This is a genomic window from Parahaliea mediterranea (assembly GCF_017255185.1).
In the GTDB taxonomy this organism is placed as follows: Bacteria; Pseudomonadota; Gammaproteobacteria; order Pseudomonadales; family Halieaceae; genus JAFKCZ01.
The window spans coordinates 386,921-410,868 of sequence record NZ_JAFKCZ010000005.1 but is presented as its reverse complement, the minus strand read 5'-3'; the positions used below and the strand labels follow the sequence as shown (position 1 = coordinate 410,868).

Below are 23,948 nucleotides of genomic sequence, written 5' to 3'. Positions count from 1 at the left end.
CATAATATATATTATAGTAGCTTTCCGGACTTAACACTTGTCAGAACGACGCCCAATCTTGCGCACTAGGGCGACATCCAGTGTTGCGCACTCTGCCGCTGGATTACTAACGGTAAATCAATGGGTTAGGGAGTGAGCCCGGTTACCGCGGAGGTCTTGGGAACCCTGCCAGTAAGGGCTGCCAGCCGGCGATACGAACCACCTCCCGGCGCAGCCAGGGAAAACCCATCTTGTAGGGCAGCGAACCAGAACCGAACGCCCAGGTGCACTGACTACACTCACGACTCGTCGATAATCACTTCTATCGCATCCCCAACCCGGATAGCACCGCTTTGCTCGACCCTGGCGCACAGGCCGCCGTGGCCCAGCATGGCCGCCACGCCCCCTTCGCCCAATGCGACTTCCATTCGCCGGCAGGGGTGACACAGTGCGGTGGCCGCAAACTCGGCCTCGCCAATACGGAAGCGCTGGTGGCGCAAGGCGTTGAGGTTGATGCCGCGCACCACCAGGTTGCGGCGCAACATCGCCGGCAAGACGCTGGGGCGGCCGCTGAAGTGCGCGATCTGCGCGATGAATTCCTCGGAAATGAGCGTGACCTGGCGCCCCGAGCCGGGGGTCTTGGCGCAGCGGTGATCGCCTTCCAGACCCAGTGAGGCCAGCGCCCGCACCGCGTCAACGGCCACCATGTCTGCGCGCCGTGCCGGGCGCAGGCCAATCCAGGTCAGGGTGCCGGACGGCAAATCACGGGCGTAGCGTGCGAAGAGTTGTCGCTGGACACTCATGTCGTTCCTCGCTCGGGTCATCAATAGGTGACAGCCCCAGCATATCGAACTTTTCCTGCAGCTACTGTTAAAGGGGGTAGAGTCGAATGGCACGGCACCCATGGCCGAATAAATTCGGCCCTACAACGGTTAAGTAGGTGCCATTCGGGGCAGAGCCCTTCTCTGCTCTGCGGCGGTCACTGCGCTGCCAACAACACTGTGCCCTCCAGCCGTAGCTCACCGGCAAGGTTTTGCCGTACCGATCCCGAGCAGGACTCTTTAGTTTGCAGTTAAAGCAACAAAACTTATAGATCTGTGTCATTGAAACAATCATTCCCGGGTATATGCTGAAAAACCTCCCGCCGTGGCGACCGCGGCGCGCAGAGCGAATAAAACCAACTGGGAGACCGCCAGCATGAACTTTTCATCCACTTCCCGTGCCGGGAAAGGGTTATCGGCCGCCATCGCAATCGCCACCCTGCACAGCGCCGCCGCGCACAGTCAGGGCCTGGAGGAAGTCATCGTGACGGCGACCAAGCGCGGCGCCGCCAGCATGCAGAGCACCCCGATATCGGTGCAGGCGCTGACCGGTGACCGCCTCGCCGATATGGGCGCCACCGACTTCAACGACTTCTTCCACCAGATTCCCGGCCTGGCGGTGTTCGACCAGGGGCCGGGCGACAAACGCTATATTATCCGCGGCGTCAACGCCACGGGGGCCGGCACGGTCGGCCTGTACCTGGACGAGGTCATCATCACCGGCGAGAACGCCCAGGACGGCGGCGGCCGGCAGCCCGACATCAAACTCTACGACCTGGACCGGGTCGAGGTGCTCAAGGGCCCCCAGGGCACCACTTTTGGTTCAAGCTCCCTGTCGGGCACCATCCGCTACCTGACCAAGGCCCCCGACCTGAGCCAGCCCGAACTCAACATCCAGGCCACCGCCCGCAATATCGAGGGCGCCACCGGCCCGGGCGGCCAGGCCGAGTTCGCCGCCAACCTGCCGTTGATCAAAGACCAGCTGGCGGTGCGGGTTGCCGGCATGTATTTGGACGACAAGGGCTTCATCGACAACCGCTTCGACGACGGGATCAACGCCGAGCAGACACACTCCGCCCGCGTGCGCGTGCTCTACACGCCCACCGACCGCATCCGTCTCAACCTGATGGCCATGAACCAGGACATGGAAACGGATGGCCCCTACTACTTCAACCGCGTCGGCTACGAGGGCCAAGCCCTGCCGAAAAACCGCCAGGCCGACCTCAACAACAACCCGTTCACCGACGAGGCCCGGATCTACAACGCCACCGCCGAATACTTGTCAGACCAGGGTACGATCACCGCCACCGTCTCCCGCCTGGAACGCGACACCGTGTTCAATCGCGATGCCTCCGCGGCGGTGGGTCCCTACTCCGTCATTACCCAGCCGAAAGAGCGGGAAGTGAACAGCTATGAACTGCGTTTCGCCAGCGAGTGGAACGGCCCGCTACAGGCCCTGGTCGGGGTGTTCGCGCAGCGCGAGGAGCGCTATTTCAAAAGCCAGATTTTCCCCTCGGACCCGGTAACCGGCGAGTTTTCACAAGTCGCCGGATTCTCCCTGGATCGCAACGTCAGTACCGAGGTCGACGAAGACGCGGTCTTCATGGACCTGAGCTACGACCTCAGTGAGCACTTTACCGTGACCGGCGGACTGCGCTGGTTCGAGATCGAGATTGGCGAAGTAGCCACGGCGCTGCAGGATTTTGCCGGCCAGCCCGGTGCCGGCCGGGGCCCGCAACTCGGGTTCAGTGAAAACGACGTGATCGGCAAACTGAACCTGTCCTACCATTTCAATGACGACATCATGCTGTTCGGCCAGTGGGCCCAGGGCTTCCGCGCCGGCGGCACCAACGACCAGACCGCCGCCGCCCTGGCCGACGTCAACATTCCGGCGGGCTTCGGCTCCGACTCAGTGGACAGCTACGAGCTGGGACTGAAGAGCACCCTGCTCGACGGCCGGATGCGGGCCAACGCCTCGCTCTACTACATCGACTGGTCCGACATCCAGATCCAGAACCAGGCCCAGGACCCGGACAACCCCTCGGTGCTGTTTCCCTTCCGCGCCAACGGCGGGGCCGCCGACATTTACGGCCTGGAGCTGGACCTGACGCACAGCCCCCTGCCCGGCCTGGAGTTGAGCGCCACCGCCAGCTATACCGACGCCGCCCTGTCAGAAGACAACCCGATTCCCGGCACCGGAATGGACGGCGACGATATCACCTATATCCCCCGCACCACCGTGGCCCTATCCGGTTTTTACAGCCGCCCCATCCCCGGCACCGACCTCAATGGCACACTGGGGCTGGACGTCAATCACGTCAGCGAGCGCAATACGGAACTGCGGCCCAACAACCCGCTATTCGTCGAGCTGGAGTCCTACACTCTGGTCAACCTGCGGCTGGGAGTGGAGGCCAACGACTGGTCTGCGATGCTGTCGGTCAACAACCTGCTGGACGACGACTCGGTAGTGGATGTATTCCGTATCATTCCCGGACTGACACCGGACGGCTTTATCCCGCAGCAGCCGCGGACCGTCTCCGTGACATTGAGAAAGCGCTTCTTCTGATACACCGCCCTACTCCCGCTTGGCCATAGTGGCGGGGCGCGCCTGCGCCTCCCTATGGCCTCTTTTGCGCCAAGGCCTGCAAGAAAAGGGGGCAGCCCTTTTCTGGACAAAGGGCTCCGCCCCTCGTCTGACGGTAGAGATATTTGAAGTCGCTCGCAGTTTTCAAACTGGAAGGCTATCCATGGCTTTCCAATTGCTAAACTCGTTCGAGCTTCTTGACACAGACAGCCCCATGAAACTTGCCTTGCAAATTGCCCTCGGAATCATTCTTGCCACGCTAGTGCTTTGGGGAATCGCGCTGGGCCTAACCGCCGGTGTCGCATGGTGGACGGCCGAGCAGCTTAATAGGCAAATTGTGGAACAAAGAGAGCAGGAATCGGCCAAGCAGGCTGAGCGCCAGCGAGCAGAAGCTCTAGCTAAACGCGCGGAGGCAGAGAGAAAGCATGCCGCGGCTGTTCGCGAACGGCAGGCGCGGGAAGCCAGGCTTGCCCACCAGCGTGAACAGAACCAACTGCTGCACGCATTCAGGGAGCAATACAAGCCGCCAGATGATTGCCTGAATCCCCCAACCGAAAGCCGGTGGGTTGAGTGTGTCGATCACCGGCGAAAGGCGAAAACCGAGTTCATGCAACAGCAGGCGATGCTAAAAAGCATGCGGGAGCCAATTAAAATAGGGAATTGACCACAAGAGTCAAAAGGAAGCAGAGCCCTGTTACTTTCCCCCGGTTAAAGGGGTCAGAACCCGTTCCAACCCGCGTAACTTGCCATAGTCGCCACATGATCTGTCGGCAACCTCCCGATACGCTGGAGCCTTGGTGCCGAGTTTGCTTGGCAAATACGGTACTCAGATTAATCTGGCGCCGCTCAATGCAGAGGCGACAGTACCGGGTCACCAATTCGATTGGGTGTAGATGACCCACTCCGTGGACGGCCCCCGGGTTTAGACTCATATATAGCATCTTGCTATATTCATACTGTGCCCGCACCACCTGGAGTTCCCTATTGCGCACACTGGCCCGCCTGACCCGAATTCTGCCCGTGATACTGTTGGCATTGACCCTGCCGGCCCAGGCCCAGCGCGACGTTGTTACCCTTGAGGACGCCAAGGTCACGCAACTGGGCGCGGTCTTCGACAACATTACCTGGCCGGATGAAGCATCCATCGACCAGTTTATTCTTGGTGTTTTCGGCTACGACCAGCTGCTGCTCGATGCACTGAAGAAACAACGCGGCAACCTTGTGGTCCGCGGCAAGCCGGTGATGGTGGAGGTCTACGACTCGCTGGAGCGTGCGCGCGCGGCGCATATTCTGGTGCTGCCGCCGTCGCGGGTTCGCGATCTCGCCGACATCGGTCAGGCCCTGCGCGACAGCCACACGCTCATCGTCAGCGATGGCGCCAGCGACAGGGCGCACATCATGGTGAATTTCACACTCTCCTCCAAGAATCGCCTGGGGTTCGAGATCAATGCCGGCAATATCACCCGGGCCGGCATGACACCGTCACGGGAGCTGCTGCTGTTCGGCGGCAGTAAGCTCGACATCGCGCAGATTTACGAGCAGAGCGAGGCCCAGCTGGCGGAGGCCCGGGCCATGGCCGCCGAGCAGCGCCTGGAGTTGGAAAAGCAGCGCCGCCTGCTGGCGGAACAGGAGGAGACCATTCTGCGCCAGCGCGCCGAAGTCGCCGCCAATCAGCGCAAGCTGGCAAGCCTGGAGGGCCAGTTGGGCGGCGTTCAACAACGCCTGACCGACAGCCAGGAGCGACTGGACGACAACGCCGCTGAATTGGAGAAAAAGGAGGTCATTCTCGCCGAGAAAGAGGCCTACATCGACAGCTACTCCCAGCGCATCGAGCAGAACCTGAAGCGGCTTGAAGACCTGCAGCAAGAGATTGGCGACAAGGAACGCGAGATAGCCGAGCAGAATACGGTGCTGACCAGTCAGCTCGGCATTATCAAAAACCAGCGTTTCATCCTGATCGCGATCGGCGCCATCCTGCTGCTGGTGCTCATACTGATCGCGCTTATCCTGCGAGCCTACCGCGGCAAGCACCGCCTGGCGCTACAGCTGGAGGGCAAGACCCTGGAGCTGGGCGTTGCCAACGAGAAGCTGGTGCAGTTGACGGAGGCAAAGAGCCGCTTCCTGTCGACCATGAGCCACGAGATCCGCACCCCCATGAACGGCGTGGTGGGCATGGCGGAGTTGCTGGATGGCACGGATTTGACCGGACAGCAGCGGGAATACGTGTCGATAATCCTCAAGTCCGCCGACACGCTGCTGGGGCTGATCAACGATATTCTCGACCTGTCGAAAATCGAGGTTGGGCGACTGGAGCTGGAGTCCATTCCCTTTTCGCCGGGCGAAGTGATCGCCGATACCCTGCAGACCCTGGCACTGCGCGCCACCGAAAAGGACCTGGAGCTGACCTTTCACGTTCCCCCGGACATCCCGGACTGGGTGCTCGGCGACCCCCTGCGATTGCGGCAGGTGATGGTGAACCTGGTGGGCAACGCCATCAAATTCACCGAGGCCGGGGAAATTGACGTGGACCTCCAGCTGGTGTCCGCCGCCGAACAGGGGATACGGATTCGCTTCGAGGTACACGATACCGGCATCGGCATTACCGAAGCGCAGCAAGAGAAGATTTTCCAGGCCTTCGACCAGGCGGATGCCAGCACCACGCGGCGGTTTGGGGGCACCGGGCTGGGCCTGGCCATTTCCGCCCAGCTGGTTCAGCTGATGGGAGGCCAGCTGTCGGTGCGCAGCGAGGTGGACCGGGGCAGCACGTTCTACTTCGACGCTGATTTCGGGGTTTCGGACGAGGCCGGGCCGGCAGCGGTACAGCCCGAGGAATTGCGGGGATTGCACGTATTGGTGGTGGACGACAACCGTACCAACCGGCGGATTCTCGAGGAATTGCTGACCAACTGGGGCATGTCCCCCTGTGTCGTCGAGGGCGCGGAGGCCGCGCTGGCCGCTCTCGAGCGCGCCGAACAGGACGCCCCCCCATTCGCGGCGGCCTTGCTGGACGTGATGATGCCCGATGTCGATGGCTTCGAACTCGCCGCGCGAATCCGCCAGCGGCCGGACTGGCAAGCCCTGCGCATCCTGATGCTGACCTCCGCGGGCACCGCGATTGGCGAGGCCAGGCGCAGGGAACTGGATATATCGCGGGTGCTGATGAAACCGGTCAAGCATTCCGACCTGCTGGCCGCACTGACCGACGCCCTGGGCGTGACTCGCGCCGGTGACAGCGCATCCCCAACCGGGGGCGCCGCGGTGATCCCGCGCAAAGTCCTGCTGGTGGAGGACAACCCCATCAACCGCAAGGTCGCGCTGGAACTCCTGGGCAAGCGCGGTCACCAGGTCGAGGTGGCCCACAACGGCGCGGAAGCCGTTGAAGCCGTGGCCAGCCAGGCTTTCGACGTGGTGCTGATGGACCAGCACATGCCGGTGATGGACGGCCTGACCGCCACGCGCACCATCCGCGAACAGGAGCGGAACAGTGGCCGCCATGTGCACATCGTCGCGTTGACCGCCGCGGCCACGGTTGAGGACCGGGAGAACAGTCTCGCCGCGGGCGCGGATGGCTTTGTCAGCAAGCCCTTTCGCGCGGCGGCGCTGTTCGGCGCCGTCGAGGGGGTGGCCGCCGAGGTGCTGGCAAGCTCCGGGCGGCCCGATGTTGCCCTTGCGCCCCCGGGCGCCGACGATCAGCCGCCCTGCCTCGACTGGCGGGGGGCGCTACGAAACCTCGAGGGAGACGAGGAGCTCCTGCATGAGCTGGCGGACATGTTCCTCGAACAGTACCCGGGAATGCTCAAAACGCTCGAGGAGGCTGTCGCGAACGAAGCCGCCGCCGAGCTACAGCGGGCAGCCCACGCGCTGAAGGGCTCGGCCCAGCTGATCGGCGGCACAGCCGCCGCGGCCTCGGCGCTGACGCTGGAAAAAATCGGGCGATCCGGCGATCCGGCGGCGGCCCCGCCCGCGCTGCACGAGCTGCGGGACAACCTGGAGCGGCTGAAAGCGGCCCTGCACGACGCGCTCCCGGCGCGGGAAAGCTGACGCGCTCAGTCCTTGCCCGCAAGGTCGGAACGCAGGGAGTCCACCACCCCCTGAAACTGCGTGCGGTTCTCCTCGCTCAGCCCGGCCAGGGCCTCGTGCGCGCTGAGGATTCGCGCGCCCTGTTGTTGCGGGCTCAAGCTCGCGCCATCGATAAGCGCCATGTTTTCGGGCAACGGTCTGGCGTCCTGGCGAATGTGCGCCAGTACCGCGCGCATGCTCAATTCCTCGAACAGTCCGCGTACCGCGCCGGACACGCCCTGCAGTTCCAGCGCATCCGGGTTGGCGGTGACAATCTCATGCAGCGTGCCGAGACAAGTACTGTCAAGGCGCTCACAGCGCGCGAGGTCCAGCGTGAGGCGGTCATTCGCGGCCAGCAGCGTGTTCGCGGTGTCCAGCAGCGCCTGGCTGTAGAGCCAGGTCACGGCCCCCACCACGGCGATAAAACCGTGGCGCTCCACCGCGCCCCGCTCCAGGCAGGGGGTGGCTCCGCCAGGTGCGTAACTGACCGGCTCGTCGGCCTGCCGCTGTCGCGGGGGCGCCTTGTCGTCGAAGTGGCTGACCCCGTCGCACCGCTGAATCAACAGCAGGGTGATGTCGTCGCGATCCCCGCTCACCCCGCGTGTCGCCCGCTCAAACAGCCCGCCCAGCAGTTTTGCCCTGTCGGTCACCGTCGCCATGCCGGCGGCCAGGTCATCGGTACCCGGGGAGTCCGGCCCGCCCTCGAGAATGCCATCGGTGTACAGCATCAGGCGATCACCGGCCTCCAGGCGGAACGTGTGCTGCGCATAGAGCGGGTCGGCTTCCAGGCCCAGCGCGGGACCGGTCCGCTCAAGTTTTCGCGGCGCGCCGTTGTCCGAGCCCAGCAGGCAGGGAGGGTGGCCCGCCAGGGCGATCCGCCCCTCCCCGGTGCGCAGGTCCAGCAGGATATAGGCCGCGGTGATAAAGGCGCCCGACGCGGACAGCATGTCGTAGAGCCGGTGGTTGAGGCGCTGCAGCACCTCCCGGGGCTCCAGGGTGCGCCCGGTGCTACCAAATTGTTTCAGGCGCAACTTGAACAGCACCGAGAGCATCGCCGCGGCTACCCCGTGCCCCGCCGCATCGGCGATAACCAGGCCGAGGTGCCCCTCGTCGAGGACCACGGCGTCATAGAAGTCCCCGCCGACACGGCTGCCCGGCCGGTACAGGGTTTCGATGCACCAGCCGGGGATGGCGGGCGGGTCCTGCGGCAACAGCGCGCGCTGAATGGTCTCCGCCCGCTCCAAATCCGCCTGAATCACCGCGGCCTGGCTCTCCAGCACGCGGCAGACCTGTTGCAGCTGCTCCACATTTTGCGCCAGCTGCACATTGCGCTCCTCCAGCTCGGCGTAGAGCCGCTTGCGCTCGCGCACCAGTTCAATCTGGTCCAGGGCGTTGCGCACGGCCACACGCACCCTGGGCACTTGCGGCGGCTTGGCCAGGTAGTCGAAAGCGCCCAGTTGCAGCGCCTCCACCGCGGCGTCGAAGGTGTCGAGGCCGGACAGCACGATCCACAGCGGGCCCGGGCGGTGTTCCTGGGCCCATTTCATCAGCGCCAGGCCATCCAGCTTGGGCATCACCACGTCGGTGACGACAACGTCAACGGACCTTTCCCGCAGCACGTCCCGGGCGGCCAGGCCGTCTTCCTCCTCCAGCACCTCGGCCGGATTCAGCTGCCTCAGGCCCCGGGTGACAATCTTGCGTACCATGGGGTCGTCATCCACGACCAGGAACACCGGGCCACTGGACGGGTCCACGGGATCTTCGTCTGCCTGTTCGCTCGTCACCATCAATCTCACTACCCGGGGATCGCCTGCCCGTAGTGTAGGCTATCGTACCCTCCCTGGCCCGCTCTACCCCAACATAACGGGTGCCCGGAAAATCTCCTGTCGGCTAGTGCACGGCTTTCGGTATTCTGTGCGGTGTAAAGCCCTCGGCCGTCATCGCGCCAACGCTCACTCCGTTGCCGGCGGGCTTCGGCCGAATGCGAGCGTAATCCATCCGCACTTTATTGAGTGCTGTTACCGCATCGATGTCCGAAGTACCGATGGTGGTCCGTTGCCCATTGAGCGGACTGAACACTGTCAGCCTGGGCGACGAGAAGTAACTCACTGAATAGTCGTAATGAGGATCGGTACTCATGATGGTTCGGGCCAATTCCCCTTTAAACGCCTTACCGTACCGCATCAAACTCACATTGCCTGTGCCAATCTCATGCGACAGACCCAGGTTGTGTCCCAACTCGTGTGCGAGCGTGCGTATATCCTCGTGACACCGGGTCACGCCCACCTGATAGTTTTCATCGGTATCGATAACACTCAGGTAGGCGTGACCACAAAATTCATCGCCGTCCCTCCAGTTGGTCAAGGCGTGCACCAAGTCCGCCTCATGGAGCTGCTTGTGCTCCAGGAGAGATTCAAATGGCGCGCGCCCGTCTCTCATCCGCTCCAGGAGATCCAATGAGGACGGGGATTCGGCAATCGACAACTCAACCGGGACAATCCCCGCCGTGCGAAACTTGATCTTCACCCCGGACTGCCTGAAAACCCGATTGAGCAGCTTGATACGCGACTGCGCAAACTCGCCCGACTTGAAGCTGCCATTGCGAATATGGCTGATATTGCTATCGATGTACCAGAGGATATCGATGGTGTAGGTTTCCTCGACGTCCGAAACGTCGGTGAAGGAGTACGGCCTGGTTCTCTCCTCGCCATTGCAATCAAGGTACGGGTAGTCGACTTCAATGTCACCCATATAGTCCGTGCGGCAAATCGGTGCGAACCTGGGCTCCAGGAAAAAGGTCCTGTCGGGCAAGTCTTCGCCCATCACGGCGGCGTCCATCACCAGCGAGAGCTCGGTACTCCCCCCGAACAGGTAGTTGTCCCCGCGCCCCCAATGGGTGAAACGATAGCCCTCGCGCGGGCTGGAAGACACCACATGGCGGTCATCCCGACCAAATTCCAGGGCGACAGCGTCGCGGCAGTCTTCCACCCCATCCAGGGCCACGCAGCCCCTTTGGGTATCGGCGACCATCTCCACACGGCATCCAGAAAGGATGAGCCCACCGGCGAGGAAAACCACGCGTATGGCTTTTGTTAACATTGTCTCTCGCAACCCTTGAATCCGACGCACCCGCCACTACTCAGGAAGTCAATATACACAACAACGGCATGCAACTAACTTTCTTTAGCCGCAACTGCTGTTTTCCCGCAAGCCACGCACAACACAGGGCCGAGCCACCCCGGGAGCCGGCTGGGGGCAGCGGCTCGCCAGCAAGGCAGCCAAACCCACGCGAACCCGGCGCGTACTGGAAGTGTCAAGGCTCATCTTTCACCGCGTCGTCCGAATAGGTGAGCCCCAACTTTTTCCTGGCCTCAAAGCTGCCGGCCCGTGCGGCCTTGCCATAGAAATACTGCGCCCGCTGCTCGTCGGGATAGTCGCCATCCTCATCGAATGACTCCGCCAGCAACAGACTTTCAGCCGCCACCATTGACGAGAATTCCCCACGGGTGAAATCATTCAAGCCGAGTTTGCGGCGGATAAAGTCATCGATCAGCGCGTATTGATGTTGATCGCCATCATAGGTGGATTGGCCGTGCCCTTCGCCCGGGTAAAAGTGGTACTCAAAGTCTTTTCCCAGTGCCCGCAGCGTATACTTCATGCGGTTGCTGTGTTCAAAATCCGCTATTTCATCATCGGTGCCGGCGATCAAAAGAATCGGACGCTCCAGGCGATGGGCCAGGTACAACGGAGAACGGGCCCTCAGCTCGTCGAGGTCATCACCCAGGATTTCAGACATTGTCTTGCGAAAAGACTCCCCGGCCTTGAACTTGCTCGCGCTGTAGATCAATGGCAGGTCGTAAACGCCGTACATCGCCACCGCGCATCGGTAGAAGTCCGGGTCGGCCAATGTAAGCATCGTCGACGAGTAACCACCATAGCTGGATCCGACGGCACAGGCCCGGCTGTAGCCGAAACGATCCCGCACCTCGGAAACAACGGCGCCAATATCGCGCTCGATCAATTCGCCGAACTGCGCTCTACCCGCATCCGTGAAGGTTCGACCGTATCCCGCCGACCCCCTGAAATTGACGCGCAATACGGAATAGCCGCGGCTGGCGAAATATTGCAATTCCGCATTGTAGTCGTTGTAGTCACGCCTACCGATAGGCCCGCCGTGGGGCATGACCAGAAGGACGCCGTTATCCCCCGATCGCGGCCTGGTAAGAAAGCCCTCCAGGGGAACGTCACCTTCCGCAACCACCGAGATCACTTCGGTCTTCGCCAGCTTTGCATCGACGAGTGCCGGATTAATGTATTCAATGAGTTCGGCGCGACAAGTCTCCGGGTTGAACAGATAGATAGTTCCCGGGTCATCGTCCGCAAACACGCCAAGAACCCGCTGGCTGCTCGACTTGTCTTCCGACAGGGTGATGATCTGCTTGCCCGGGAAGGCGTTTTTCAACAAGCGGGATTCGCGGGACGCGTCACTGTACAGGTACTTCGTGCTGTAGCGTCCGTGGTCAAAAAACGATACCGAGAGCACATTGCCGGTCGAACGATCAATTTCCGCGTCGACCAGATCGTAGCGCTCGTGCTGGTAGAGCGGTTCCCCGAATTTACCGGCGCGCGCGTCGTAGCGATACACAGCGGTACGATCCGAGGCGATATTGGTCAGCACCGCGAACTGTTCGTTACCCAGATTGGCGAGCCACTTGAAATACAGCTCCCGGTCACCGCTACTGAACAGTTGCTTCCAGGTATCCCGTTTGCGCTCCAGGTACCAAACGCTTGAGGTCTCACTCTCCTCGTCCCAGTGGTAGGAGAAATAGGTCGACGAATCCGGGTCGTATCCGTAGCGCAAAGCCCCCTCGCGCGGATGCTCGAAAGCCGTTTCCGAGGTGAACTTTCCAATACGCATATCGCTGACCGATGCGGTAACGATTTCGCTCCCGCCGTCTTCATCGGTGCGCACGTAGAGTATTTGATCACTTTGATGCCTGAGGGGATCAAGCAGGTATCCCGGCTCGTGGATTCGACGGCCGTGCGATTTCCTGGCGAGGTTTGACGGCGTGAGATCGATAATTTCCTGCCGAAACAGGCGCCCAAAGACCATATAGCTCGCGTAGAGCGTGTCGCCATCGACCCAGGTAAAGCTCCGCAGGTCGGTGTTCCGGTCAAAATTCAGCAGCGGGTAGTAAATTCCTGTAGCCACATCGACGATGAATATGCCGCGCTCGTCGCCTTCGTTGAGGAAGGTGGCAAGGTATTTGCCGCCGGGGCTGATTACGGGTAGCGAGATCCTGCTGGGCCTGAAGAGGTCTTCACCGCTAATCGGCTGCGCCATCGCACCGGCGGGAAAAAGGCCGAAGCTTGCGACAAGCAGGAGTCCGTACAACAATCGTTTCACTCCGCAGCTCCCGAAGCCCCGGCGCGGAGGGACTGTGCGAACTCAAGAAATCCGTCGGTTCCGGGCCCGGCATAGGTGAGCGAGGTGGCAGACATCAATTGGGGAAAGTTCTCCTCCATGAACTCCAGCGCCAGCGAGGATTGGTTTATGAGCGAGAAATATGCGGTGCCGCCAAACCAGTTCGCGTTCCTGATCCTGAAATCGCCAACGTAGTTTACCGTTCCCGGCCTGACCTCAAAGGTGAACTCCGAACCGTGAACGCTGTAGTAGTAGGTACTGGTGAGCGAAACACGCGAAAACCGGTACTCGCCGGCTTTCAGTTCCACGAGAAGGTAGCGGTCCCCCTTCTGCAACTCCTCCCACGGCAGAAAAATATTCTCTTCGCCAACGACCGTTAGCTTGAGCAAATCGATGTTGGTTTCCACGCCAATCAGGACGAGCCCTTCGCCGGGCGCAAGGGAGTAGTCACCATCCTGTTTGATGCTGTTTGCCCGAAAAGAGCACGCGGAAACCAGTGATAACAGAAATACCGTCAACAGCCTAACCACAAGCCATCCTTGCCAACTAATTATTCTTCCTGCGATGGATTAGAGCAGTCGGGGGACGGGTGGTCAACCTGGCGATGCGGTGATATGCGCGCCATGTGGGATTCGCCACGGGCTATACACAACCCGGGCATCGGCGAGCACACCCATGCCAACACGACCGCAGCCAATTAATAACGCCACGGTCTTGCTTATCATACCGGAGCTGTCGCGCCGCCGGCCTTCTAACTGTTAAGGCAGCAGCGCCCGGGTAATGTTCTCCACGCCATCGGCATGCACCACGACGTTGTCTTCAATCCTGACGCCGCCATAGGGCAGCAGCCTGCTCACCAGGCCGAGGTCGACTTTCCGTTCGGCATCGTCAATTTGTTCCAACAGGCTCGGAATAAAATAGATACCCGGCTCCACGGTAAACACCATGCCGGGTTCAATGTCGCGGGTACAGCGCAACGCGGGAAACTGCCGAGGCGGAAGCTTCTCCTCACCCCAGCTATTCACGAGGTATCCGCCCTTGTCGTGGACATGCGCGCCAATCAGGTGCCCCACGCCGTGCGGCATGAAATGGTTGACCAAGCCCGTTTCCAGTGCCTCGTCCACGGCGACCTTCAGCAGCCCCATGTCCCGCATGACCCCGGCAATCGAGCGATACGCCGCCTCATGCAGCGCCGCATAACTGGAGACGCTGCCTAGCTGAGTGACAAGCCGGCGCTGGAGCGCGTCGACGGCGCTCACCAGCTCGGCAAACAAGGAATCGCCCTTGGCCATGGCGTAAGTGCGGGAGATGTCCGCGGCGTAGCCAAGGTGGGATGCCCCCGCGTCAATCAGCAAGGAGCGATTTTCGGCTGGCGCGTGGACCTGGAGCGCCATATGGTGCAGCACCGCCGCGTTTTCATTCAGCGCGATTATGCTGGGGTAGGGCAGCTGCTGGTCACGGCATTTCGTCGCGGAAAGATACTCCAGCAGCAGTTCGTATTCCGACAGTCCGCGCTCGAAACCATCCCTGACCGCGCGGTGCCCGAGCGACGCCAGCGCGTTGGCCGCGCGCAGGCATTCCAGTTCGTATTCACTCTTGACGGCGCGGGCAAAGTCGATGTGGGACAGCACAATGGCGGGATTGATATTCTCCGTTGACACCCCTTCCGGGGCTGACTCGGCGCGACCGATAAAGCCGACTTTCCCGCTGGATGCGACCAGCGCGTCCAGCTCGGCGGGCGTAGCGTATTCCCGGACCTCAACCAGGCCCAATACCCATTCGGGCAGCGGCGGGGGCGCGGTGTGCCACACATCCACACCCCCGGGCGCCAGCAGGGTTATGCTCTCATCCCCCAGGTCAATCCACAGGTAGCGATCGGGCTGGTCGATCACCGGCACCCATTCGGCGAAATACGGATTGACGCGAAACGGGTGACTGATATCGTCGCGAAACAGCATCGACTCGCCGCCAGAGGCGATCAGCAGGGCCTCGTAGCCGGCGGCGGCGCCAGCCCGCCGGGCTGTCGCCATTTTGTAACGAAGATGATCGGCGTAGGATTGCATGCTTTAGAGTCCGCGATTGATATCAGGCCTGGTATCCATAGTATTCCTTCGCCTGTGCCGGGGTCACGTATCCATTCTTGATATCACTCTCCAGCGCCTCCCGGGGCCGCTCCTCGGGACGGCCATAACCCCCCCCCGTTGCCGAAACCAGACGGATGACATCCCCCTGCCCGGCCCGGGCCATCGTACACATGTGATGGCGCTCGACGCTGCCGTCGGTTTTCAGTATCTGGGCGTAGTTGTTGGACCCGGCTTGCCCGCCGCGCATGCCCCAGGGACGCGACTGCGTGCGGCTGGCCGCGTAGGTAAGAAAGGCCTCCCGTGCCGTAACCTGGTAGTCCAGAATCACCCCCTTGCCGCCGCGGAATTCGCCGGCGCCGCCATCCTCGTCGTGAAACGCGTACTGCTGGACCTGGAGCCCGTAGCGGCTCTCGAACAGCTCCACCGGTATATTGAAGGTTTCGCCGTTCGCGCAGCAGAATTGCCCGTTGTCGCCGTCCTGCCGGTCCGAGGCGCCCCAGCCGCCCACCAGGGGTTCTCCCATGACAAACAGATCACCCGAATCCGGGTGCACGCCGGAGATAAAGGTCGCGCCAACACTGCGCTGGTGCCCCGCCGGCAGGCGATCCGGAAGCGACGGAGCCAGCGCTTTCCACATCACATCGATCGCCGCGATGAGTGGCTCGTAGTACAACGATACCGGCGCGGGATTCTGCGCGCTGAGGATGGTGCCCTCGGGACAGATGACTTCCAGCGCGCGGAAACAGCCGCCGTTGGCCGGTATTTCGGTATTGGTCACCGACTTGAACAGGCATCGCGCCCCTGTCACCAGGCCGGTGTAGGAGCAGTTGATCGGCCCCGCCACCTGGGGATCCGTGCCGGTAAAGTCGGCGACCATTCTGTGCCCGTCGATGGTGATTTTGACCTTCACCGTAAAGGGTCCGTTGCCGAGGCCGTCTTCTTCCACGATATCCTCGGCCTCGAAGGTCCCCTGGGGAAGCTTGCCCAGCTCCACCTGGGTCATCCTTTCACCGTAGTCGAGCAAACCCCGCATGGCATCGAGCACCGCGCCGCGACCGTATTTTCCTACCAGCTCCTCAATGCGCCGGGCACCGACCTTGGCCGCGGCGACACCGGCGTGCATATCCCCAATCGTGGAATCCGGCAGCCGCACATTGGTGCGTATCAGGCTGGTTAGCGCGGTGTTCTCCCGACCCTCGTCGTACAGTTTCAGGAAACGGAAATGGAGCCCTTCCTGGTAAATCTCGGTCGCGACGGTGGACACGCTGCCCGGTTGCGCACCGCCGACTTCGGTCCAGTGCGCCTTATTGACCGTCCAGGCAATCAGGTCGCCTTCACTGAATACCGGGATCATCAACACGACATCCGACAGGTGCGTACCACCACCTTCATAGGGCGTATTGCTGATAAACACATCCCCGGGACGGATGTCTTCCTTCCCATAGTGCGTAAGCAGGCTCTGCACCGCGGTATCCAGTGTCGCCAGAAAGGCGGTAACGCCGTTGCCCTGGGCCAGGAGGTTGCCTTCGGCATCCGTCGCACCGACGGCGAAGTCGGTGGTTTCATAGATAATGGGGCTCATGCTTGTCCGCACCATGGCGATAAACATCTCTTCGCCCAGCGACACGATGGCGTCCTTGATGATTTCAGCGGTAAAAATATCGGCAGTCATGGAATCAACCCTCCGCGGCGCCCTGTTCGGGAAAAATTTCAATGTGGTAATTGCCGTAGTCGTCTATGCCGGCGCGCTTGCCGGGCGGGATGACCAGGGTTACCGATTTTTCCTGGATTACCGCGGGCCCGGTGAAGGACATTCCCGGCTCCAGCCTGTCTCCGTCATAGATAGCCGATTCGTGCTCGCCGTGCTGGTCAAAATCCACCTTGCGACGGCCAATGAGGCACGCATCCAGCGCCAGGCCGTGCCGCGCCTTTTTCTGCAGATCGGGCTTCTCCACCAGCACCTTGCCAACCAGGTGGAAGTTGACGATCTGGACTCCGACATCCAGGCGATAGGTGAAGCGCTTCTCGTGTGCCTCATGGAAAGCCAGCGAGGTCCCCTCCACGTCCACGGAATCATCCCGCCAGGACACCGGCACCTTCACGGTGTGCTCCTGCCCCTCGTAGCGCATGTCGGCCAGGTACTCGAAGGAGTACTTGTCGGCCGATGCCTCGACACCGTCGGCCGCAAAACCCGTCTGCGCATCGTCCTTGAGCCGCTGGAACATGCGGTCAATGTCATCCCCGGCATCGTCACTCAGTGACATGGGAGCGGTGCGGATGTAGTCGCGACGCAAATCCGTCAGCAGCATGCCCCATGCGGAGAATACCGCCGAATTCACCGGAATAATGACCCGCGGCACCTTGAGCTCCTCCGCCAACGACACCGCGTGCATGGCGCCACCGCCGCCAAACGCCATCAGCGCGAAATCGCGTGGGTCATGACCTTTATTGGTCGATACCAGGCGCAGGGCATTGGTCATATTGGCGTTGGCGATCCTGACGATGCCGCGGGCCACCTCTTCCTTGCCCAGCTGCAATTCGTCGCAAAGCGGCGCGAAGGCCCTGTCAACGGCATCCCAGTCGGGCTCGACCTCGCCGCCGACAAAGGATTGCGGATCAATCCTGCCCAGCACCAGGTTCGCATCGGTCGTGGTCGGTTTGTCGCCGCCCTTGCCGTAAGCCGCGGGCCCCGGCATGGCCCCCGCCGATTGCGGGCCAACGTGGAGCTTGCGCCCCTCGTCGACCCAGGCGATGCTTCCCCCGCCATTGCCTATCTCAACGATCTCAGACACCGGCGTCTGAATGGGATAGCCCGGGTTGCGGCCGTCTCTCTCGATGTAGTACTCGGTGGTTATCTTGACCTCCGATTTCTCGATCAAGGTGCATTTCGCGGTGGTGCCGCCAATGTCCAGCACGATGAGATTCGGCTCGTCAATCACCTTGCCCATATAGGCGGCGGCGAAAATCCCGCTCGCCGGCCCCGACTCCACCATGGTAATCGGATTCGACTTCGCCGCTTCCACTGTCGAAATACCGCCATTTGACTGCATCATATACGGGGCATTGGCAAAGCCGCTTTCGGACAGGCGCGCTTCCAGTGACTCGATATAGGTCTTGGCAATGGGGTGAACATAGGCCGACAGCACCGTGGAACTGGTGCGCTCGTACTCCCGCCACTCGCGGCTGATTTCGTGGGACGCGAGTACCGACACGTCCGGCCAGAGCGCCTTGATACGCTCGGCGACCTTGATTTCATTGGCCGGCTCCAGATACGCATGCAGCAGGCAGACAGCAATCGCCTCGACACCTTCCGACTTGAAGTAGGCGACCAATTCATCCAGCGGCGCGAGATCGACCTCGCGCTCCACCACGCCCTTGAAATTCACGCGCTCGTCCACTTCCGCCCGCAGGTATCGATCGACGAAGGGACTGGGCTTGCGGAAGTTGAAATTGAACAGGTCGGGACGGTTGCCCCGGGCGATTTCCAGAACATCGCGGAAGCCACGCGTGGTGACAAGCGCCGTCCGCACGCCCTTGCGTTCGGTCAAGGCGTTGATCACCACCGTGGAGCCATGGGCAAAAAAATCAAACTCCGACGGCGACAACGCTGCCTTGTCAATGGCGTTCATCACCCCGCGCTCGAAGTTGGGGGGCGTGGTATCGGCCTTGACTGCCGCCACCAGGCCGGCGCCGCCGGCCTCGGAATCCGTATTGTAGTAAACAAGGTCGGTAAAGGTGCCACCGACATCACTGGCCGCTCTCATATTATGTATCCTCCGGGAGGGGTAATTGGTCTAGCCACAAAGGACCCAAAAAACCTTGCTGTCTTCCAGCGCCCGCGAAGCATGCAGTTCATTGGCTGCTATGCAGGCGGCATCTCCAGCCACGAGGGTCCGGGTTTGCTGTTCCAGCGTGACTTCCAGCCGGCCCTCGATAACGTAGGAAATCTCATGCTGGTCATGGCTCGACAACCCGCTTTCGGGTACTCGCGCACCGCGTGGAAATGCGGCAAAGCCCGAGGCGATGGGGCGCGTGCCTGTTGGCGCAACCTCCTCCAGGGTTTCGACCTGCAACTCGCGGACTTCGCGTTCTTTCAAATGGTAGATATTCATCGGTAGATCTCTGGTGTCACTGGCGCCATATACAGCCTGGCGGACCTAGCGGATCAAGTGAATGGTGTTTCCTATGGGCGCCGGCGACGCGAAAAGGCCAAAGGCTTCCAGTTCCGCCTCAGGCGGCGGACGCAGGCTTCCAACCCGGCTTGTGGCCCAGTTGAACTGCACATTGAGCGCCGCCATGTGCTCGGCGGCGCGGTAACTGGCGACAATGGGGTCGATAACCGGCACCCCCAGTTCCCGCTGAACGCGCTCGTACAGCCCGAAGGTGCAGGTGCACCCCAGGATCAGCGCCTCGGCGTGATCACGCTCCACGGCCAGGCGTCCCGCCTCGATGATCCTGTCCTCGGTATACTGGCAGTCGGCCTGGAGTTCGGGCACGGGAATGTCGATCGAGGGCATGGATGCCAATTTACTCGCATAGCCGTATGCGGCGACGCGCTCGGTCATTTGTTCAACCCACTTTTGCTGGCCGACAATAATGGAAAAGCGGTTGCTGAGCCGGGCCGCCACATCCAGGCTGGCCTGGCAGGGCGCCAGCACGGTACAGCCGCCGGATATTTCCATCGCGTCTTCCAGGCCCGGATCATAGAAACAGCCAATGACCATGGCATCGTAGGCAGACTCTCCCGCATGTCGGGCCACGCGCACGATGTCGCCGATAGCCAGTGCCTCGTAGGTGCGGTATTCCAGGTGCGCGGGCGAAGGTGACATATCGAACGAGACCACGTCGACGACAAAGCCCGGCGTCATGATGGACTCGATGAATTCCGCAATGGGCTGGTCGTATTCCTTGTAACCCAGGGGGTTCACCCAGAGTATTCGCGGCTTTTTGTTGCTTTCACTGCCAGTCATGACTCGCTGTCCTCGTTGTCTGTCAGGTTCTTGTGCAGCCATGCCGGGGCGCCGCACCACAGTAGTACCGTCGGTTTTTCACTGTGGTTGGCGGTGCCGATACCCGCCTGGTAGTCGTAGTGGATACTGTCCCCCGGCCCGAGCACGGACTCGTCACCGGCGACAGTGATAACCAACTCGCCTTCAAGGACGTAGATAAAGCCCTCGCCGTCGCGCTTCACAAAGGGAAACTGATAGCCGGGGGGTATCTCCATCGAAATCTGCTCCATACGCTGGTGGGGCAGACTGCTGCTCAGCAAGCGGTACTTGACCGGGCTGTCGATGTCCAGGTAATCGTTGGCGCCGGCTCGCTTGACCAGGCTTTCACCTTCCGGGACATCGATGAAGTAGCCGATATCGACGTCCAGCGCCTCGGCGATCGATTGCAGCGAAACCAGCGAATAGCTGCTCTTGCCGCGCTCGATCAGGGAGATGAAAGCGCCGGAAAGACCCGACTTACCGGCCAGCTGCACCACCGTCATACCCAGCTCCTTGCGCCTGGCGCGAATCGCGGGGCCAACGGAGTGGCCGTACTTCTCCTTCTTTTCAAGTAGTTCCTTAAGCACTGTAATCCCTCGGCAGGTAGGTTCTTGCGGATTAGAAGTTATACCTGAAATCCACCGACCAGGTTCTCGGGTCCGCCGGATTGGCAAAGCCACCCAGCACCCATTCCTCGTTGTACTTCTCGTCGGTCAGGTTGGCGACCGATGCGATGATAGACCAGGTCTGATCGATCGATTCGATCCCCAGCCTCGCCCGCACTAGGTCGATGGCCGAGCGGGCGGTACTGTTTTCCGGATCCCAATACTGCTCTCCGCGGTGCTCGTAATCCAGGCGAGTCAGAATTGCCAGGGAATCTCCAATCGGGAACCGGTATTGCCCACCCAGGTTAAAGGTCATTTCAGGCACGTAGGGCGCTTTGTTTCCCTTCGCATCGGGGTTCAGGGTATACGCCTTGATTTCGCTGTCGGACACGCCGAATCCGGAGTAGAGGTTCAGACCCTCGACAGGGCTCACTTGCAACTCAAGCTCACCGCCCATGACCTCGACTTCATCGATGTTTACCAGAACCTGGGCGCCGACTTCACCGACGAAAACAAAATACTGGAATCCGTCTATGGTGGTATCGTAAATCGCGCCGTTCAAGCGCACCCGGTTGTCCCACCACTCGCTTTTGAAGCCGATTTCAAAGGTTTCCGTTTCTTCCTGATCCACCACATCCACAACACCGACCACGCCGGCCGCCGCGGCGGCCTCCGCGACCCCGTTCTGGTTGAACTGGCCCGAACGAAAACCCTCGCCCCAGGAACCGTAGACCTGAACGTCGTCGTTGAATGCGTATCGCAGGGACAACTTGGGCTGCAGCTTGTCAAAGGTCGCCTTGTTCACCGCGCCCGGCGCACCGCTGGTATTGAGCGGCGAGACAAGCTGTTCGCGCTCATCCTCGTCATAGCGCGCGGCAAACGACGCCTCCAGGTTGTCGGTAATGTCGTAATTCAGGCTTCCAAAGACAGCCCAGGCCGTGTTGTCGTTGTCATCGGCAAGGAAGGACAGGGTCGGGTTGATGGCGCTGTCGAACCGGGGGGTGCTTTCGATCCTGACAATCCCCTCCCGCAAATCCATTCCCGTGGTCGTGGATACGAAACGATCGGTCTCCAGATAGTATGCCCCAACCATCCAGCGCAGCCGCTGGTCCTGCAGTGATGTCAGTCGCACCTCCTGGCTCCAGGCTTCGATGTCCGCATACTGGGTCTGCGTGCCATCGGTGGATCCGAAGATGTTGGTGGCGGCGGTATAGGGGAACTGGTCTCCAGCCGTGTACTCCGACACGCTGTTCCACGAGGTAATCGCGGTTAGATCGGCAAACCCCAACTGGTAGTCGAGTTTGAGCGACAGTTCGTCAATGTCCCTGTCGCCCTCGCCCAGGTTGTTGGCGCAGAAAGACCGGGTCGCCCGGTCGGCATCGCTACCACCCGCGAAAATAAGCGACTCGTTGGTATAACAGGGCCGCTCATCCTCGAACTGCGCGGGTTGGTACTGAAACGTAACCGCGCCGGTTTCCGAACGGCTGATGTTCGCACGAAAATCCACGGACAGATCGTCGGTGGCGTACCACTTGAGCATCCCCCGAACCGTCTTGTCCTCGTAGAAATCAACCGTCTCGTTGAGAAACTCGTTGTCGAGGACACCGTCGCCGTCGACATAGCTACCGGCCAGCCGGTACAACAACTTGTCTTCGATGATCGGGCCGCTTACCGAGCCCTGCAGGCGCACCTCGTTCCCTTTGCCCGCGCCGAGGCGCGCGTATCCCTCGAACTCGTTGCTGGGTTGCTTGGTACGGATCAGTATCGCCCCACCCGTCGCATTGCGGCCGTAGAGCGCGCCCTGGGGCCCGCGCAGCACTTCGATCTGCTCGACATCGAACAACTCCTGGGTAAACTGACGGGAGTTAATCTGCAGCACCCCATCCACGACAGTGGCCACCGGCGGTTCGCCATTGCGCACTTGCGACACGCCGCGGATGGTCATGAACGCCACGCCCTTGCTCTGGGAGTCCGCCAGTGTGACGTTGGGCGTCAGGGCGACGAAATCACCGACCTGGTCGATTTTCGCGTCCTCGATTTGGGTCGCGGTAAACGCGGTTTCACTCAGAGGCACGCTCTGCAGGCTCTCGGCACGCTGCCGGGCCGTGACGACAACCTCCTCCAGCATGCCCTGCGCCTGGCTCGCGGCCGGCGCACCGGCAATACCCATTAATGCAACCTGCACGGCAGCAGCCAGTTTTGTACTGTGATTCATGCCATTCCCCCACTTTATAAAGTTGTGTTTCGGGCTGTGCTTTTCACCAACAAGCAGTCAGTACTTATACTTTTTATATTACTTAAATTTTTAAGTAATATAATTTTTTTAAATTTGTGCCTCGGCGCCCCGGCTCGAAGGGGGCATTCACTTGTCTCACGCGGACGATCAGGATTGGAGGTGGCGGTTAAACCGGGGGATTTCAGCGACCGCGGCTCGGGACGCGCGTCGTCCGCGGCGCCCCGCGGGGACTGGCTCGAGGCCCGGCGGTGGTGCCGGGCTCCCTGGAAAATTGGCCGGGCAAAATGCCCGGCCACAAACGGTGCTAGCTGTCGGACTTGCGCTTGTCACGCTTTTCCCGACGCTTTTCCTTCAGGCTTTTCTTCGCCTCTTTTTTCGGTTTTTCCTTGCTCATATTCCAGCCTCACTGAAGAATCCGGGGCTGCCGCTGTCCCCCGTCGATGGATTGACAACGTAGCGGCAGGCTATGGGCTTCATGATCCTTTCCCCTCCTCGTCTGCAGTTAACGGTTGCTGAATCGAATTGATTTGCAGGATCAGGAAGTGGTGCGTGCGACAGCCCAACCTAACCTCTGCGATATCCCCAACCCTCAAGCCAACCAGGGCCGCGCCCAGGGGTGAAAACACCGAAATGTCCCCGGTCCCGGCCCTCGCTTGATCATCACCAACAAGACAAAAACGGCCCTTTTCGCGGTGGGCAAGATCCTCCACTTCCACCGCGCAGCCGGGGCCGGCGGACCCGGCCCGGGCCGTCCCGAGCTGCAATTTTTCAAGTAGATCGAATAAGCGCGCCAGCGCCATTGGCCGGCCGTATAGCTGCCAGACGCAGCTCATGGCGGAACGCTGAAATTCCACTCCCATTTTCATTGACACACACCACACGGATAAGCCCGGCGACAGGCATCACCGGGACTACAGGCAGATTAAAAAATTGACGGGTTAGCAAGCCAGGCGCCCAACGGCGCCTGGCCTAACAGGGGAAGATGAAGGGAGACTCGAGGAGTCCACGCACTAAACGACGCATCACGCAATACACCCGCTTAACTACGTTACAGGGAGAACAAGGGCACCATAGCCACTCCCAAGGGTAAAAGCAAATAACTGGAAATAACCGGGCAGAACCGCGCGACCAGGACTGAATGTGCCTGCTTACACCGGCCAACGCAAC

16 protein-coding genes are annotated in these 23,948 nt (G+C 61.0%); 3 read left to right on the top strand and 13 right to left on the bottom strand.

All coding sequences use genetic code 11. The features are described 5' to 3' along the window. Window positions 1-278: 278 nt before the first annotated feature. On the bottom strand, window positions 279-782 hold the full coding sequence (locus tag JYP50_RS08580) for an MOSC domain-containing protein (protein ID WP_206560082.1): 504 nt from the start codon (window positions 780-782) through the stop codon (window positions 279-281). Between the two features lie 394 nt (window positions 783-1,176). Between JYP50_RS08580 and JYP50_RS08575 the strand changes: the two genes are divergently transcribed. The 3 genes from JYP50_RS08575 (at window position 1,177) to JYP50_RS08565 (ending at window position 7,425) form a co-directional block, all read left to right on the top strand. Further along, complete coding sequence (locus tag JYP50_RS08575) at window positions 1,177-3,366, top strand: TonB-dependent receptor (protein ID WP_206560081.1); 2,190 nt, start codon at window positions 1,177-1,179, stop codon at window positions 3,364-3,366. Between the two features lie 232 nt (window positions 3,367-3,598). Then, complete coding sequence (locus JYP50_RS08570) at window positions 3,599-4,048, top strand: hypothetical protein (protein ID WP_206560080.1); 450 nt, start codon at window positions 3,599-3,601, stop codon at window positions 4,046-4,048. Between the two features lie 320 nt (window positions 4,049-4,368). Next, window positions 4,369-7,425 carry a YfiR/HmsC family protein gene (locus JYP50_RS08565; RefSeq protein WP_206560079.1) on the top strand — a complete coding sequence of 1,019 codons (3,057 nt, stop codon included), beginning with the start codon at window positions 4,369-4,371 and terminating at the stop codon, window positions 7,423-7,425. A 5-nt stretch (window positions 7,426-7,430) separates the two neighbouring features. Here the strand turns inward: JYP50_RS08565 and JYP50_RS08560 are convergent, their stop codons facing one another. The 12 genes from JYP50_RS08560 to JYP50_RS08505 all read right to left on the bottom strand — a co-directional run bounded on the left by JYP50_RS08560 (window position 7,431) and on the right by JYP50_RS08505 (window position 23,647). Beyond that, window positions 7,431-9,197 carry a SpoIIE family protein phosphatase gene (locus tag JYP50_RS08560; RefSeq protein WP_206560078.1) on the bottom strand — a complete coding sequence of 589 codons (1,767 nt, stop codon included), beginning with the start codon at window positions 9,195-9,197 and terminating at the stop codon, window positions 7,431-7,433. A gap of 136 nt (window positions 9,198-9,333) precedes the next feature. Beyond that, window positions 9,334-10,542, bottom strand: coding sequence for a zinc-dependent metalloprotease family protein (locus JYP50_RS08555; RefSeq protein WP_206560077.1), 1,209 nt, complete (start codon window positions 10,540-10,542; stop codon window positions 9,334-9,336). A 214-nt stretch (window positions 10,543-10,756) separates the two neighbouring features. Then, window positions 10,757-12,850 carry an alpha/beta fold hydrolase gene (locus tag JYP50_RS08550; protein WP_206560076.1) on the bottom strand — a complete coding sequence of 698 codons (2,094 nt, stop codon included), beginning with the start codon at window positions 12,848-12,850 and terminating at the stop codon, window positions 10,757-10,759. Beyond that, window positions 12,847-13,398: a hypothetical protein gene (locus JYP50_RS08545; protein ID WP_206560075.1), complete on the bottom strand. Its 552-nt coding sequence runs from the start codon at window positions 13,396-13,398 to the stop codon at window positions 12,847-12,849. The genes JYP50_RS08550 and JYP50_RS08545 overlap by 4 nt, the downstream gene beginning before the upstream one ends. Window positions 13,399-13,626: 228 nt before the next feature. Beyond that, on the bottom strand, window positions 13,627-14,931 hold the full coding sequence (pepQ, locus tag JYP50_RS08540; protein WP_206560074.1) for a Xaa-Pro dipeptidase: 1,305 nt from the start codon (window positions 14,929-14,931) through the stop codon (window positions 13,627-13,629). A gap of 22 nt (window positions 14,932-14,953) precedes the next feature. Beyond that, the gene (locus tag JYP50_RS08535; RefSeq protein WP_206560073.1) at window positions 14,954-16,624 is read right to left on the bottom strand and encodes a hydantoinase B/oxoprolinase family protein; all 1,671 of its coding nucleotides are present in this window, start codon (window positions 16,622-16,624) and stop codon (window positions 14,954-14,956) included. 4 nt (window positions 16,625-16,628) lie between these two features. Then, entirely contained in the window at window positions 16,629-18,716 is a 2,088-nt protein-coding gene (locus tag JYP50_RS08530) for a hydantoinase/oxoprolinase family protein (RefSeq protein ID WP_206560072.1), read from the bottom strand. Window positions 18,717-18,746: 30 nt separating this feature from the next. Then, window positions 18,747-19,064, bottom strand: coding sequence for a cupin domain-containing protein (locus JYP50_RS08525; protein WP_206560071.1), 318 nt, complete (start codon window positions 19,062-19,064; stop codon window positions 18,747-18,749). A gap of 45 nt (window positions 19,065-19,109) precedes the next feature. Beyond that, entirely contained in the window at window positions 19,110-19,922 is an 813-nt protein-coding gene (locus JYP50_RS08520) for an aspartate/glutamate racemase family protein (RefSeq protein ID WP_206560070.1), read from the bottom strand. Then, window positions 19,919-20,527: a cupin domain-containing protein gene (locus JYP50_RS08515; RefSeq protein WP_206560069.1), complete on the bottom strand. Its 609-nt coding sequence runs from the start codon at window positions 20,525-20,527 to the stop codon at window positions 19,919-19,921. Before JYP50_RS08515 ends, JYP50_RS08520 begins: the two co-directional genes overlap by 4 nt. 31 nt (window positions 20,528-20,558) lie before the next feature. Next, window positions 20,559-22,760: a TonB-dependent receptor gene (locus JYP50_RS08510; protein ID WP_206560068.1), complete on the bottom strand. Its 2,202-nt coding sequence runs from the start codon at window positions 22,758-22,760 to the stop codon at window positions 20,559-20,561. 494 nt (window positions 22,761-23,254) lie between these two features. After that, entirely contained in the window at window positions 23,255-23,647 is a 393-nt protein-coding gene (locus JYP50_RS08505; RefSeq protein WP_206560067.1) for a GreA/GreB family elongation factor, read from the bottom strand. Window positions 23,648-23,948: the final 301 nt, after the last annotated feature.

Excerpts from the sequence above, each read along its gene's own strand:
- JYP50_RS08580 (WP_206560082.1), bottom strand. The coding sequence starts at position 782 with ATGAGTGTCCAGCGACAACTCTTCGCACGCTACGCCCGTGATTTGCCG.
- JYP50_RS08575 (WP_206560081.1), top strand. The coding sequence starts at position 1,177 with ATGAACTTTTCATCCACTTCCCGTGCCGGGAAAGGGTTATCGGCCGCC.
- JYP50_RS08555 (WP_206560077.1), bottom strand. The coding sequence starts at position 10,542 with ATGTTAACAAAAGCCATACGCGTGGTTTTCCTCGCCGGTGGGCTCATC.
- pepQ (WP_206560074.1), bottom strand. The coding sequence starts at position 14,931 with ATGCAATCCTACGCCGATCATCTTCGTTACAAAATGGCGACAGCCCGG.
- JYP50_RS08530 (WP_206560072.1), bottom strand. The coding sequence starts at position 18,716 with ATGAGAGCGGCCAGTGATGTCGGTGGCACCTTTACCGACCTTGTTTAC.
- JYP50_RS08535 (WP_206560073.1), bottom strand. The coding sequence starts at position 16,624 with ATGACTGCCGATATTTTTACCGCTGAAATCATCAAGGACGCCATCGTG.
- JYP50_RS08525 (WP_206560071.1), bottom strand. The coding sequence starts at position 19,064 with ATGAATATCTACCATTTGAAAGAACGCGAAGTCCGCGAGTTGCAGGTC.
- JYP50_RS08570 (WP_206560080.1), top strand. The coding sequence starts at position 3,599 with ATGAAACTTGCCTTGCAAATTGCCCTCGGAATCATTCTTGCCACGCTA.
- JYP50_RS08520 (WP_206560070.1), bottom strand. The coding sequence starts at position 19,922 with ATGACTGGCAGTGAAAGCAACAAAAAGCCGCGAATACTCTGGGTGAAC.
- JYP50_RS08505 (WP_206560067.1), bottom strand. The coding sequence starts at position 23,647 with ATGAAAATGGGAGTGGAATTTCAGCGTTCCGCCATGAGCTGCGTCTGG.
- JYP50_RS08510 (WP_206560068.1), bottom strand. The coding sequence starts at position 22,760 with ATGAATCACAGTACAAAACTGGCTGCTGCCGTGCAGGTTGCATTAATG.